We start from the raw sequence: 14,048 nt of genomic DNA on the forward strand, positions 1-14,048 counted from the left end.
ACGGGGTTGGCTCGCCGGCGGCCGGGCGGCTCGCCGACCGCCGGGTGGTCGTCGAACCGTCCGGACCGGATGGACGACCCGTCGGTGGGCGACTCCAGGATGGCGCCGAATACCGTTTCACGCACCTGGCGATGACGAACCGGTCGCCAGGGTCGATCAGGACCCGGCCGGACCTTCCGGTGGAGTCCAGGGCGGGATCCGGTACACCTCGGTCACGCCCTCGTCGGGTCCGCCCGGGGCCGGTGCCGGGGTCGCAGCCTGGGCCGGCACTGGTGCCTGGGCCGGTGCCGGTGCTGGTGTTGGGGACGGTGCCGGTGCTGGTGCTGGGGACGGTGCTGGTGCGGGTGCCGCAGCCTGGGTCGATGGCGGCGCCTGCGCCGGTACTGGTGCCGGTGCCTGCGCCGGTACTGGAGCCGGTGCCTGCGCCGGGGATGGTGCCGGTGCCTGAGCCGGCGTCGGTCCGGTCCGGTCGTCGGCGGCGTGCCGGGATCGCGAGTCGGAACTCGGGGCGGATTGCTTGATCAATCCGATCGGATCGGCGGTACCGGCCGGCTCCCCGGTATCGGACGGCGGACCCGGCCAACCGGGTGCCGCCCGGGGCAACTCCCGTTCGGCCGGGCTCCGCCGGTCCAGCGCTCCCGAGTCCGGCTCAATGACCGGCTGCGGGCCGGTCGGCCGGTCGTCGTCGGCCGATGGTTCCCAACTGGACACGGCCGAACGAGGCCCGGCGGGTCCACCGGGGTCGGCGGCGCTGCCCGGCACCGGCGCGTACCCGGTGTAGTAGCCCACCGACCCGGCCGGCTCCGCAGCGGCGGTCGGGGCCGGCGGCGCGGCCGGTGGGTTCGGTCGAGCAGGGGTCCACGCCGGCGCCGGGACGGCAGCCATCCATCCGTGCGGGATGGACGGGTCCGCGCCATCGGTGGCCGGATCGGCAGCCGACCGGCTCCGAGATCCGACCCGCAGGTCCGCACCGACCACATAGGCGGCGATGGCCACCACGGCCTGGATGATGCCGAAGATCGTCAGCAGCACGGCCCCCACGCCCTTGCTGACCTGGCCGGCGGCCAGCAGCTCCAGGGAACTCGAGGTACCCAGGGAGATGAGCGCGCCGACCGCGCCGCCGACCGACACCGCCGCGACGGCGAGCCGGGACCGTTCACTGCCCGGCAGGAAGGCAGCGAGCGCCAACAGACCGGCGATGAGCAGCAGGATCGGCACGTACCCCGGTCCGACCGCATACACGGACGGACTCTCAACGATGCGGCTCGACGTCACCTGGGGCAGGAAACCGAAGACGAAGTTCAACGCGCCCAGCGCGGCGATGACGAGGCCGAACAGTTTCGCCGGGTCGACCGGGCTCCGGTGACCGCCGGCCCCGCCCGGCGGCGTGGGCCGACCCGCCGCGGTGCCACCCGGCTCCGCGCCGGTCGGGTGCGGGGCCGCCGGCCCCGCGGATGGGTAGGGGCCACCGCCGGCCGGCCGGTAGGAACCGCTCCCCACGGGCCCGACGGAGCCGCCACCCACCGACGCGGAACCGCCGCCCCGGTCCGCGGGCGGGTACGCACCCCCGGGACCGCTCGCTCCGGCCGACCATCCGGGAGCACCGGTGGGCCGCCCGGGTTCCGGCGCCCACCCGGACGGCGGCACCGCTGGGTCGGAGTGGATGGGCCACCATGCCCCGCCGGGCGGTGCACCTCGATGGTCGTCCGGTCGGCTCATGTCGGCTCCTCGCTCACCCGGCCGGGCCGGGGCGGTTGAATCGGGGTTGGCTGATCCCGCTCGAACCTACCGACGCCCGGCCCGCGAGGTCGTCGACCGACCCGCCCGGGCGTCGCGTGGCCGCGGTCCGACCACCGGCCCGACCACCCGACCGGGCCACCTATGCGACGGGGCCGCTTGCGGCGCACCGCTTTCCGCCGACCGAAGCCCTGGGGGCGGTGGCCGATCGGCGCGTCCCGCGTCGATCGGACGGCCAAAGACCGGTCGCGGATAGCCCAACGGCCGGACCGAAGCGGTCCGGCCGTTGCCGAGGATCTGCCGGGTGACCCGGCGACTCACTGCTACCCGGCGATCTCGCGCAGCAGGCGCGCGGTCTCGGACGGGGTCTTGCCGACCTTGACGCCGACGGCCTCCAGCGCTTCCTTCTTGGCCTGCGCAGTGCCGGCCGAGCCGGACACGATCGCGCCGGCGTGACCCATGGTCTTGCCCTCCGGGGCGGTGAACCCGGCCACGTATCCGACGACCGGCTTGGACACGTTGTCGGCGATGAACGCCGCGGCCCGCTCCTCCGCGTCGCCGCCGATCTCGCCGATCATCACGATCGCCTCGGTCTCCGGGTCCTGCTCGAACGCGGCCAGGGCGTCGATGTGCGTGGTCCCGATGATCGGGTCACCACCGATGCCGATGGCCGTGGAGAACCCGAGATCGCGCAGCTCATACATCATCTGGTAGGTCAGCGTGCCCGACTTGGACACCAGGCCGACCTTGCCCGGGCCGGTGATGTCGGCCGGAATGATGCCCGCGTTGGACTTGCCGGGGCTGATGATGCCCGGGCAGTTCGGCCCGATGATCCGCGTCTCGTTCCCGGTTTTCACCGCGTACGCCCAGGCGTAGGCGGTGTCGTGCACCGGCACCCCCTCGGTGATCACCACGGCCAGCCCGATCCGGGCGTCGATCGCCTCGATGATCGCGTCCTTGGTGAACGCCGGCGGCACGAACAACACGCTCACATCCGCGCCCGTCTTGTCCATGGCCTCGGCCACCGACCCGAACACCGGCTGCGCGCTGCCGTCGAAATCGACGGTGCTGCCGGCCTTGCGGGCGTTCACCCCGCCCACGATGTTCGTGCCGGACGCCAGCATCCGGCGGGTGTGCTTGGTGCCCTCGGAGCCGGTCATGCCCTGCACGATGACCCGGGACTTCTCGGTCAGAAAGATCGCCATCGGTTTTTCAGACTCCCGTGCTCGTGCTGTTCAGGGCGGCGTAGGCCAGTTCGGCGGCCTTGTCGGCGCCTTCGTCCATCGTCTCGGCCTGGATGACCAGCGGGTGGTTCGCCTCGTTCAGGATGGCCCGGCCCTCCAGCACGTTGTTGCCGTCCAACCGGACGACCAGCGGCTTGGTGGCCTCGTCCCCGAGCATTTTCAGCGCGCCGACGATGCCGTTGGCCACCGCGTCACACGCGGTGATGCCGCCGAAGACGTTGACGAACACGGCCCGCACGTCCGGGTCGGACAGGATGATCTCCAACCCGTTCGCCATCACCTCGGCGCTGGCCCCGCCGCCGATGTCCAGGAAGTTCGCCGGCTTGACCCCGCCATGCCCCTCACCGGCGTAGGCCACCACATCCAGCGTCGACATCACCAGGCCCGCACCGTTGCCGATGACCCCGACCTGCCCGTCAAGCTTGACGTAGTTCAGACCCTTCTCCTTGGCCGCGACCTCGAGCGGGTTCTCCGCCGCCGTGTCGGCCAGGGCCGCGTGCTCCGGGTGGCGGAAGTCGGCGTTGGCATCCAGCGAGACCTTGCCGTCCAGCGCGACGACCTTGCCGTCGCCGTCCTTGACCAGCGGGTTGACCTCGACCAGCGTCGCATCCTCGCCCACGAACGTGTCCCAGAGCCCGACCAGGACGGCCTCGACCTGGTCGACGACCTCGGCCGGGAACTTGCCGGCCGCGGCGATCTCCTTCGCCTTCTCGGCATCCACACCGGTCAACGCGTTCACCGGGACCCGGGCCAGCGCGTCCGGCCGCTCCTCCGCCAGCTGCTCGATCTCCATGCCACCGTCCTTGGTGGCCATCGCCAGGAAGGTCCGGTTCGACCGGTCGAGCAGGTAGGAGACGTAGTACTCCTGCGCGATCTCGCTGGCCGGGGTGATCAACACCTGCCGGGTCACGTGGCCCTTGATGTCCAGACCCAGGATGTTCCCCGCATGCGTCCGCACGTCGTCCAGCGTCGCGGCGAACTTCACTCCGCCCGCCTTGCCGCGGCCGCCGATCTTCACCTGGGACTTCACCATCACCGGGGTGCCCAGCTCCTGCGCCGCGGCCACGGCTTCCTCCACGGTGCGGGCCACCTGGCCGGCCGGAGCCGGCACACCATGTGCGGCGAAGAGTTCCTTCGCCTGGTACTCGTACAGATCCACGTCGTCTCCCTCGCCGGGGCGGTTTGGTCTTGTGGTGGCCGGCGCGAATCGATTGACCCGGGCGCCGGAGACCGTCGAAGTCACCCTAGCGAGCGGGTGATCGCCCGTGACCCGGTGTCGGTGAGACCTGACCCACGTTCGGTTCCGGTCTGGCCGGGCGACCCCGTCGTAAGGTGACTCGGTGGATGTCCGGGTCGGTGCCTACGCCGTGATCGTGCAGGACGGCAACCTGCTCCTGACGCACTGGAACGAGGGTGGCCGCAGCGGCTGGACGCTGCCCGGTGGTGGTCTCGAGCCATACGAGACCACCGAGCAGGCGGCCGTTCGCGAGGTGCGTGAGGAAACCGGATACCAGGCGGAGCTGCGCACGCTGCTCGGGGTCGACTCGTTGTTCCTGGACCCGGCGGACCGCATCGTGCCCGGCGACGGGCCCCTGCACGCGCTGCGGGTGGTCTACCTGGCTCGGACCGTCGGCGGGTCGCTGAGGCACGAGACGGCCGGCAGCTCGGACGAGGCCCGCTGGGTGCCTCTGGACGCCGTCGGCGATCTGCCGACCCTGTCCCTGGTGCCCACCGCCATCGACATGCTCCTGCGCCGGCTGTCCGGACCGGACCTGCGTCCCTGAGAGCCGGGAGCCACACCCCGCGCGAGTTCTGTGAGGGGTGAACACCCCTCACGGAACTCCGCGGCCGACGCCTAGGTTTTGGCGCAGCGCGGCCCGAACCGCGCCAACCGGATCTGCGCGGCAAGGAGACCCCCGATGCACAGGGATCAAGGTAGGCACAGCTGGTTGGCGGGGCCGCGTCCAGCGAGCAAGGTGGGGGTGACCCCGGCAGGCCGACCGAGGCGACGCCTGCCCCACACCACAAGGGCCGGCGCCGCCCGCCGCCGGTGGCCGACACTGGCTGCGATCGTCAGCTTGTTGCTCGCGGGCACGGTCGTCGTCGCACCGACGGCCATGGCATCCACCCTGCAGGCAACGGTTCTGCCTCCGCTTGACGGAACCGTCTACTCCAGTCCGGACGAGTCGCCACCGCACCACCTTGCCTACACCGGGGACTACTCCTTCGACGTCGGTGGAAGCGGATCCGCCTACGCCCGGTTTCGGAACCCGAACGGGAATCTGAGCCTGAGCGTTGCGGGGATCGGCCGGGCCTGCGCCAGCGGTAACTTTGCCGACGGTGGGGACCGGATCACCCTGAACGTGCTGCTCGACGGCATGAAGGTGGGCACAGTCGCCTATGCACACCTGACGAACTTCCCCATTACTTCGGGTGCGGTTCCGGTCGGCGCCCGGATCGGCGACCTGGTCACGGCCGCTCACGGCGTCCGGTCCAGCTCGTGTTGGACCGGACCGCACGTGCATGTCGAACCGCGCAACGACAAGAAGTACGGCTGCTTCTTCCCAGGGCTGCTCAACCGCAGGGTGGACGGTTCGATCCCCCTTGGTCTCGTCGGCGGCGAGTGGGCAACCGCGGTCAACCAGCGCTGCCCGGCCGGCGTGGAAACGCCCGCCCCGGTCAACCGGCCCCCATTCGGCAGCTTCGACACCACCGACTCTCCCAGCGGCGGCCGAGTGCACGTCACCGGGTGGGCCATCGACCCTGACGCGCCGACCACACCTGTCACCATTCACGTCTACGTCGGCGGACCGGCCGGAACCCCGGGCGCTCAGGGCATCGATGTCGGACCGGCCACCGCGAGCCGGCCGGACGTCGCGGCTGCCTACCCCGGGACCGGCAGCAATCACGGCATCGACGCGACGTTCTCGACCGGGAAGACGGGCGAACAGAACGTCTGTCTCCACGCGATCGACATCGGTGGGACCCAGAACGTGCTCCTTGGCTGCCGCACGGTCACCATTGGTTCGCCCACCCCGGCTTACTCCTTCTCGGGAATCGTGACGACCGGCTCGACTGTGGCCGTGGGCGAATCCGTCCACCTGGAGTACACCGTGACCAACACCGGCACAGCCCGGGGTCGGATCCTTCCAGGGGTGGACCGGCAGCCACAGTCGGTGACCGCCTCAACGTCGTGCGCTGGCGTGGAGTACGCCGATCCGGCAACGTTCGGGGTCTTCCTTGACCCCGGTCAATCCTTCACCTGCCGGTACGACGCACCGCGGTCGACCGGAGAGCCGGCGGTCTTCCGGGCACAGGTGTTCGAGTGGGCCGTCGACGGCTTCTCGTTTCTCCGTGAGCTGACCGACGCCCCCGCGCTGATCTCGCTGCCCGGCGCCATCACCCCGGGCATGCCGACCATCTCCGGATCCGTCAAGGTCGACCGGACCCTCACCGCAGCTGCCGGTACGTGGAGTCCCTCACCCGTCACCACCAAGTACCAGTGGAACGCGAACGGCCAACCTGTCGCCGGGGCCGCCGGGCGGACCTTCGTCGTACCGGCCAACCTGGTCGGCGCGAGCGTGACGGTCACCGTGACCGGGAGCCGAGAAGGTTACGCCGACGTGAGCAGGGTCAGCGCACCGATGGGGCCGGTCAAGGAAGGTAGTTTCTCGTCCTCCCCCACCCCGGTGATCACCGGGGCGACCGTGGTCGGCGGAACGTTGATCGCTGACGCGGGGCTGTGGGGCCCACAGCCGGTCAGCATCTCCTATGAGTGGCGGATCAACAGCAGCACGGTCACGGGAGCCACCACCAGCAGCTTTGTCGTCCCGGCCGCCGCGGCGGGCAAGAAGATCACCGTGCGGGTCACCGGGAGCAAGCCCGGCTACCAGACGGTGACCCGCTCAAGTGCGGCATCGGGTGTCGTCGGCGGGTGACCCACGGAGGACGCGGGTCCGGCGCAGGGAACGCCCTCTTACCCCAGCCGGGCCCGCCGCTGGGCGACCGCCTCGCGCAGCCAGTCGACGATGCCGGCCGTCGGGGCGCCGGGGGTGAAGATGCCGGTGACGCCGAGCGCGGCCAGCTCGTCCATGTCCTCGGCCGGGATGATGCCGCCACCGAACACGATGATGTCGTCGGCGTCGGCCTCCTGGAGCAGCTCCACGACCCGGCGGAACTGGGTCATGTGCGCGCCGGACAGCACGGACAGGCCGACGGCGTCGGCGTCCTCGGCCAAGGCGGCGGCGACGATCTGCTCCGGGGTCTGGTGCAGGCCGGTGTAGACGACTTCCATCCCGGCGTCCCGCAGGGCGCGGGCGACGATCTTGATGCCTCGATCGTGCCCGTCCAGGCCCGGCTTGGCCACGACGACCCTGATCTGGTTCGCCTCCTGCATGGTCAGCCGCCCTTCGACTCGACACGCGCCCCGGGTCCTCCGGATGCCTGATCGTCCCGCATCCGACCCTGCGCGGCCCGGTCGCCGTCCGCCGGCCAGGACGGGCGCAGTTCGATGCCGCCGGCCGACCGGGCGGCCACCACGGCCACGCACAGCGTGACGAAGACTGTCCCGAGCAGCAGCCAGAAGCCCGTGGCCAGGGCGAACCCGGGCAGGGACCGCACCGCACCGGGCACGAACAACGGCTGGGCCAACACGGCCGCCGAGCCTGCCACCGCACCCGCCGCGGTCATCGGGAAGCGGGTGACGGCCCCGATCCACACGCCCAGCAGCGCGCCGATCGCCAGCGACCAGAAGGCCCATGTGTCGAGGTCGAGACCACTGATCAGGGTCGGCGCCGATGACACCCCCAGCCCGCTGTAGACCGGCATCGCCAACGATCCGAGGACCAGGGCGGTGAGGATCAGCGCGTTCCACCGCCGGGCGCCTCGGGAGTCGGTCAGACTTCGGTCGTCGACCACGTCGATCGACATCTCGGCGGCCTGTCGGGTCGCGATCGCGGCGAACACCGCCGCCACGACCGCCCCCAGCGCTCCGACCACCATCAGATAGCCGCCGGGTCCGACGGTCCAGGTATGGCTGACCCCGCCGACCGAACCGCTCGAGGTGGCCGAGACCAGCGAAGTGGCCCACAACGCCCGCCCGAGCGCGTATCCGGCCCCGGCCCAGACCACCAGCAACGCGGCGCGCCCGGCCCCCACGGTGGCCGGCACCAGGGTGAGCACGGCGGCGACGGCCAGCGGAACGGCGGCGATCAGCAGAGGCAAGGAGGCCGGGGTCAACAGGACCCCGGCGACCTCATCGGGCGGAGCGCCGTCCAGGTACAGCAGTGCGGTCTGCGAGGCGCCGGCGAGGGCGGCCGCGCCGAGCAGTCCCGCCACGGCAGCCGTCACCGACGTCGCGCGCGGGCCCGCGGTGCCCTCACCCGCCGATACCTGCGGTCCGCCGCGGCCGGCGAACAGCCCGGCGGCGGCGACCAGCACGGCGCCGCCGATCGCCCACCAGACGACCGCCGCGAGCCCGGTCGGGGCGCCGACCGCCACCGCGACCACCGCCGTCAGCGACGGCACGGCAGCGGCCAGTGCGGCCCCGCCCAGCATGGCTCGCGCGATGGACGCGGGCAGCCCGCCGGCCACCAGCACGACGGCCGCCACGGTGACGGCCAGCACCACTGCGGCGGCCAATCCGCTGACGCTGGTACCGAACGGCAGGACCCGCAACAACAGGTAGCCGCCGGTGTACGGCACGTCGAGACTGCCCACCAGGAGCAGCACCGCGCCCAGGAACCCGGTGCCCATCATCGGCAGATTCAACCGGCGCCGGGAAGGGGGTCCATCGCCCATGGCCTGGGCCACGGCGGACTCGTCGAGCGTCGGCGCCCGCGGGTCGTCGCCCACGCCCGGGACCGGCTCCCGATCGGCGGGCGCGCCGAACAGGACGTCACCGCGCAGCTCGTCTCCGGACCACAGCAGTCCGGCCAACCGGCGGGACGCGAGCACCCCGACCACCAGCATCAGCATGTCGGCGGCCAGCAGCACCCACCCGCCCGCGCCGACCAGCAACGGCCGTGCCCGGTCGGTCGTCTCGACGAACAGTTCGGGCCGGGACACCCGGTCGATCTCGGCGACCACGGCCAGGTCGGCGAGCAGCCGGCTCAGCCCGATCAGTCCGGATCCGGCCGTCGCGGCCAATCCCAGCGCCGGCCGGACCAGGGCCAGTGTCACCGCGAGCAGGCCGGGCACCACGGCCACCCAGCCGGCCGCGAGGAACGCGGACATCGGGGCGCCGTCCGCCGGGACGACCTGACCGGTGAGTGGGCTGGTGGCGATGACCACCCCCGCGGCGAGCAGCAGCGACGCCAGGAGCACGGCGCCGGACCGCCCGTCGTCCGCGGGCGATCGGCCCGGGCCGGTCATGAAGCGCCCTCCGCCGCGGCCGGCCATCTCGGTGCCCCGGCCGACACCTGCGGGGATGGAAAGGACATCACCAGGCGACCGTAGCAACTGGGGACGACAGCCGGCCCGGACCGGCGCCACCCCGCCCGGCCGGATGGCCGGCGCGGGACGGTCGGCGCCGTGGGTGATGATCGAGGGCGTGATCCCTGTCCTCGGCTATGTCGTCCTCGCCGCGAGCCTGCTGCTGGCCCTGTGGACCGGGATCCAGGCCGGCCGGCGGCGGCCCACCTCGGAGGCGCAGATGATCGGCGCCATCGTGGTCGAGGTCGCACTGCTGGCGCAGGTGGCCATCGCGCTGGTCGCGCTGTTCGGCGGCACCGTGGTCGCCGAACCGGTCACTTTCGTCGCGTACTCGGTCGGGGTGCTGCTGGCCCTGCCGCTCGGCTTCTACCTGGCCCGGGAGGAGCGGACGCGCTGGGGTTCGCTGTGCCTGTGCTTCACTGCAGTGGTGGTCGCGGTGATGGTCCTTCGGCTCCTGCAGCTGTGGCAGGCCCCGGTTGGCTGAGCAGCCGACGGTCGAGCACGCCGACGACACCGAGGACGCGCCGCCCACCGGACCGCGCCGCATCCTGATCGCGCTGTACCTGGTGTTCGCGGTCGCCGCAACGGCCCGCGGCATCGTGCAGATCGCCACCAAGTACGACCAGGCCCCGCTGGCCTACGTCCTGTCGCTGCTGTCGGGCGTCGTCTACATTGCCGCGGCAGTCGGGCTGATCACCGATCGCCGCTGGTCCCGGCCGTTGGCCTGGGCGGCGGTCGGCACCGAGATGGCCGGCGTCCTCGTCATCGGTGCGCTGTCCATCGTCGACTCCACCGCGTTCCCGCACGACACCGTCTGGTCCCGCTTCGGCGCCGGCTACGGCTATGTCCCGGTCATCCTGCCCGTCCTCGGGTTGATGTGGCTCTGGCAGACCCGACCCGCGCCAAGGGACGACGACTGAGCCTCGCCCACTGGGCATTGTGGACAGCAGTCGGCCCGGCGCGCCGAATCTGCAGCTACTCCTCGCGCCGCGCTGCCCCGACGATCTCCAGGTTCTTTCGCGCCCCTACTGGCAGCCGGACCGGCGGACCTCGCTGCAGCCGGACTTGCTCGTCGCCCGCCGGGTCGACATCGAGCAACGAAACCTGACTGAGCCGCTGGTGCTGGCCATCGAGATCCTCTCGCCGTCCAGCGCACGCAAGGATGCCGTGCTCAAGCGATCCAAGTACCAGGACGCCGGCATCGCGCACTACTGGATCGTCGACCCGATCGAACCGTCCATCCTGGCCCTGCAACTCATCGACGGCGTGTACCGGACCGCCGGGCGGCCACCGGCGACGAGTCGGTCACCCTGAACCGTCCGTTCCCGGTCACGATCGTTCCGTCCGCCCTGATCGCCTGGTCAGATCCCGGCGAGCAGCTCGTCCAGATTCCGCCGGATCCGCTCGATCGGCCCGCAGCGTGTCGGTGTCGTCCTTGATGTCCAGCGCTCCTGCGTACGACATCCGACGGCCCGGGAGGCGAGCATGACGACCATGACGGTGATGCCGCGTGACCACGCGGAGTGGACGGTCGACGACCTGGACGGGCTACCCGACGACGGGCTGCGCTACGAGCACCTCGAGGGGATCCTGCTGGTGAGCCCGGCCCCGAGCCGCGTTCATCAACGCGTTGCGTTCAAGCTGGGGTCGTCCTCGACCGGACGTGCCCGAACAATCTGGAGGTCATCGCGGCAAACGTTGGACTGGCAACCGGAGGACCGGACCTCACTGCAGCCCGATGTCCTGGTGCTGGCCGACCGCGACCTCGAACGGACGGCCGCTACGGCGTGGTCGGCGAATCGGCCGGCGACACCCCCCTGACGCTGGCGCTCCCGTTTCCAGTGACGATCGTGCCGTCCGATCCGGTCCGCTAGTACGCTCCAGCTCGCCCGACGGATGGCGGCCTCGCGGACTCGGCCGACGGGCGCTCAGAGTTTGGTCATCGGCACGCCGCCGATGAGCATCAGCCGCACCTTGCCGGCCGCGCCGAAGTCGATCGTCGCGGTGGCCCGCTGGCCCACCCCGTCGACCGCGAGAACCTTGCCCAGACCGTACTTGTCGTGTGACACCCGATCGCCGACGGCCAGTTCCAGAACCGGCTTCGACCCCAGCGTGGGGTGCTTGCGGATACCGGACCCGGCGCCGCCGGCCCGGGACGCGGTCCCCGAGCCGAACCGGCTCGCCGTCACCGGCGCCGACCGGCCGCCGCCCCAGCCCGACCCGCCGGAGCCCGCTCCGTACCCGCCACCGAAGCGGCGGCGACCGTAGCCGAAATCGCCCTCGAAGTCGCTGTCCCCGATGAACCCGCCGGCCCGGGCGTCGGCGTCGGTGCGCCGCCACTCGATCAGCTCGTCCGGAATGTCGCCCAGGAACCGGGAGGCGGGGTTGGCGTTCGGCTGGCCCCACGCGGATCGCATCATCGCCCGGGTGACGTACAGTCGCTTCATCGCCCGGGTGATCCCGACGTAGGCCAGCCGCCGCTCCTCGGCCAGCTCGGCGTCGTCGGCCAGCGCCCGCTGGTGCGGGAAGATGCCGTCCTCCCAGCCGGTCACGAACACCACGGGGAACTCCAGCCCCTTGGCGGTGTGCAGGGTCATCAGCGTGACCATGCCCTCCGCCGAGTCCGGCACCGAGTCGGCGTCGGCGACCAGCGACAACTGCTCCAACACGGCCAGCAGCAACTCGCCAGCGTCCGGCGGCACATCCTCGTCGGCGCTGTCGTCCGCGCCGCCGCCGGCGCTCTCGTCCGCGCCCCCCAGCGCCGCCAGACCGCCGCCGGCCAGCAGGGTTTCGGCGGTCTCCCGAAGCACGCTGACCAGCTGGTCCAGGTTCTCCAGCCGGGAGTGGTCCTGCGGGTCCTCGGAGCCCTCCAGCTCGGCCCGGTACCCGGTGCGTTCCAGCACCGCGGTCAGCAGGTCGGCCGGCTCCATGCCGAACCCGACCTCCGACCGCAGTCCGGCCAGCAGCTCGCCGAAGGACTTGAGCGAGTTCGCCGACCGGGCGGCCAGTCCCGGGATGTCGTCGATCCGCTGCAGCGCCTCGCCGAAGCCGATCCGCTCCCGCTCGGCGAACACCGACACCGTCGCCTCGGCGCGGTCGCCGATGCCCCGGCGGGGCGTGTTGAGGATGCGGCGCAGGTTGATCTCGTCATCCGGGTTGGCGATCGACCGCAGGTAGGCCAGCGCGTCCTTGACCTCCTTGCGCTCGTAGAAGCGCACCCCGCCGACGATCCGATACGGCATGCCGTTGCGGATGAACACGTCCTCCAGCGAACGGGACGCCGAGTTGGTCCGGTAGAACACCGCGACGTCGCCGAACACCGCCTCGCCGGCATCGACCAGCGAGTCGATCTCCTTGCCGATGAACTGCGCCTCGTCGTGCTCGTTGTCGCCGACGTAGCCGATGATCCGGGTGCCGTTGCCCTGCGCCGACCACAGGTTCTTGGCCTTGCGGCCGGTATTGCGGGCGATGACCGAGTTGGCCGCGGACAGGATGGTCTGGGTGGACCGGTAGTTCTGTTCCAGCAGGATGGTCCGGGCCGCGGGGTAGTCCCGCTCGAATTCCTCGATGTTGCGGATGGTGGCGCCGCGGAAGGCGTAGATGGACTGGTCGGCGTCGCCGACGACGACCAGCTCACCGGCCGGCACCTCCCCCGACCCGTCCCCGACCAGCGCCTTGACCAGCAGGTACTGCGCGTGGTTGGTGTCCTGGTACTCGTCGACCAGCACATGCCGGAACCGCCGCCGGTAGTGCTCGGCGACCGCCGGGAACTGCTGCAGCAGGTGCACGGTCTGCATGATCAGGTCGTCGAAGTCGAGTGCCGACGCGGCGCGCAGCCGCTCCTGGTACCCCTGGTAGACCTGCGCGACGATGGTCTGCTTGTCGTCCTCGGCCCGCTCCAGCGCGGTCTCGGCGTCGATCAGCTCGTTCTTCAGGTTCGACATTGCCGCCGCGAGCATCCGCGGCGGGTACTTCTTGCCGTCGATGTTCAGCCCGTTCGCCACGAGCTGGGCCAGCCGCTGCGAGTCGGCCTGGTCGTAGATGGTGAACGTGGTCTTCAGGCCCAGGTGGGTGGCCTCGGCCCGGAGGATCCGCACGCACATCGAGTGGAACGTCGATACCCACATCGACCGGGCGCGGCCACCGACCAGGTCGAACACCCGGTCCTTCATCTCCCGGGCGGCCTTGTTGGTGAAGGTGATGGCCAGAATCTCGCCCGGCTGGGCCCCGCCGACGGCCAACAGATGGGCGATCCGCCGGGTCAGCACCCGGGTCTTGCCGGAGCCGGCTCCAGCCACCACCAGCAGCGGGGCGCCCCGGTGTTCCACGGCGGCCTGCTGGGGCGGGTTGAGGCCCTCGAGGAGCTCCGCGGCCCGCGTGCGCGCCCGTTCGGTTCGCTGCCGGGCCAGCTCGGCGGCCGACGGCTCGGACTCGGCCAGGCCGAAGGTAGGCAGATCGAACAGACTCGTCATGACGGTGCTCACGCTACCCGCCGGCACCGACACTCCTCAGGCACCGCGCGGACCCCCGGAGTCGATCACCTGTTCGGGCCATCGAGCCCCGCTCGAGGGTTCGGGGCCGCCGCAGGTGACGGCCGCAGGCCGATGTGTTCTACTTGGTTCATGCCCCGCCTCA

Annotated in this window: 12 protein-coding genes; 6 read left to right on the forward strand and 6 right to left on the reverse strand. The window is 71.5% G+C overall.

Annotated features, from left to right (window positions below; translation table 11 throughout):
• Window positions 1-156: 156 nt before the first annotated feature.
• The 3 genes from ACILSK_RS01355 to sucC all read right to left on the reverse strand — a co-directional run bounded on the left by ACILSK_RS01355 (window position 157) and on the right by sucC (window position 4,140).
• Entirely contained in the window at window positions 157-1,500 is a 1,344-nt protein-coding gene (locus ACILSK_RS01355; RefSeq protein ID WP_395725306.1) for a DUF5336 domain-containing protein, read from the reverse strand.
• 560 nt (window positions 1,501-2,060) lie between these two features.
• Window positions 2,061-2,942: a succinate--CoA ligase subunit alpha gene (sucD, locus tag ACILSK_RS01360; protein WP_395725307.1), complete on the reverse strand. Its 882-nt coding sequence runs from the start codon at window positions 2,940-2,942 to the stop codon at window positions 2,061-2,063.
• 7 nt (window positions 2,943-2,949) lie between these two features.
• On the reverse strand, window positions 2,950-4,140 hold the full coding sequence (sucC, locus tag ACILSK_RS01365) for an ADP-forming succinate--CoA ligase subunit beta (RefSeq protein WP_395725308.1): 1,191 nt from the start codon (window positions 4,138-4,140) through the stop codon (window positions 2,950-2,952).
• A gap of 181 nt (window positions 4,141-4,321) precedes the next feature.
• On the opposite strand from sucC, the gene ACILSK_RS01370 reads away from it, so the two are divergent.
• Window positions 4,322-4,765 carry an NUDIX hydrolase gene (locus tag ACILSK_RS01370; protein ID WP_395725309.1) on the forward strand — a complete coding sequence of 148 codons (444 nt, stop codon included), beginning with the start codon at window positions 4,322-4,324 and terminating at the stop codon, window positions 4,763-4,765.
• Window positions 4,766-5,062: 297 nt separating this feature from the next.
• A complete protein-coding gene (locus tag ACILSK_RS01375) occupies window positions 5,063-6,919 on the forward strand; it encodes a hypothetical protein (RefSeq protein ID WP_395725310.1) in 1,857 nt (618 codons plus the stop codon).
• A gap of 38 nt (window positions 6,920-6,957) precedes the next feature.
• Here ACILSK_RS01375 and ACILSK_RS01380 read toward each other — a convergent pair whose 3' ends face one another.
• Together ACILSK_RS01380 and ACILSK_RS01385 are read right to left on the reverse strand one after the other, a co-directional pair.
• The gene (locus ACILSK_RS01380) at window positions 6,958-7,377 is read right to left on the reverse strand and encodes a cobalamin B12-binding domain-containing protein (protein ID WP_395725311.1); all 420 of its coding nucleotides are present in this window, start codon (window positions 7,375-7,377) and stop codon (window positions 6,958-6,960) included.
• A 2-nt stretch (window positions 7,378-7,379) separates the two neighbouring features.
• Window positions 7,380-9,353 (reverse strand): hypothetical protein, encoded by a 1,974-nt coding sequence (locus ACILSK_RS01385; protein WP_395725312.1) that lies wholly within the window; start codon window positions 9,351-9,353, stop codon window positions 7,380-7,382.
• Between the two features lie 178 nt (window positions 9,354-9,531).
• On the opposite strand from ACILSK_RS01385, the gene ACILSK_RS01390 reads away from it, so the two are divergent.
• The 4 genes from ACILSK_RS01390 to ACILSK_RS01405 all read left to right on the forward strand — a co-directional run bounded on the left by ACILSK_RS01390 (window position 9,532) and on the right by ACILSK_RS01405 (window position 11,234).
• Entirely contained in the window at window positions 9,532-9,897 is a 366-nt protein-coding gene (locus ACILSK_RS01390) for a hypothetical protein (RefSeq protein WP_395725313.1), read from the forward strand.
• On the forward strand, window positions 9,890-10,333 hold the full coding sequence (locus ACILSK_RS01395) for a hypothetical protein (protein ID WP_395725314.1): 444 nt from the start codon (window positions 9,890-9,892) through the stop codon (window positions 10,331-10,333). Before ACILSK_RS01390 ends, ACILSK_RS01395 begins: the two co-directional genes overlap by 8 nt.
• Before the next feature lie 19 nt (window positions 10,334-10,352).
• Window positions 10,353-10,727, forward strand: a complete 375-nt coding sequence (locus tag ACILSK_RS01400) for a Uma2 family endonuclease (protein ID WP_395725315.1) — start codon at window positions 10,353-10,355, stop codon at window positions 10,725-10,727.
• Window positions 10,728-10,898: 171 nt separating this feature from the next.
• The gene (locus tag ACILSK_RS01405; protein WP_395725316.1) at window positions 10,899-11,234 is read left to right on the forward strand and encodes a Uma2 family endonuclease; all 336 of its coding nucleotides are present in this window, start codon (window positions 10,899-10,901) and stop codon (window positions 11,232-11,234) included.
• Window positions 11,235-11,341: 107 nt separating this feature from the next.
• Here the strand turns inward: ACILSK_RS01405 and ACILSK_RS01410 are convergent, their stop codons facing one another.
• Window positions 11,342-13,885 (reverse strand): UvrD-helicase domain-containing protein, encoded by a 2,544-nt coding sequence (locus tag ACILSK_RS01410; protein WP_395725317.1) that lies wholly within the window; start codon window positions 13,883-13,885, stop codon window positions 11,342-11,344.
• Between the last annotated feature and the right edge of the window lie 163 nt (window positions 13,886-14,048).

Origin of the sequence: Nakamurella sp. (genome assembly GCF_044224575.1) — a bacterium.
Classification (GTDB): domain Bacteria; phylum Actinomycetota; class Actinomycetes; order Mycobacteriales; family Nakamurellaceae; genus Nakamurella.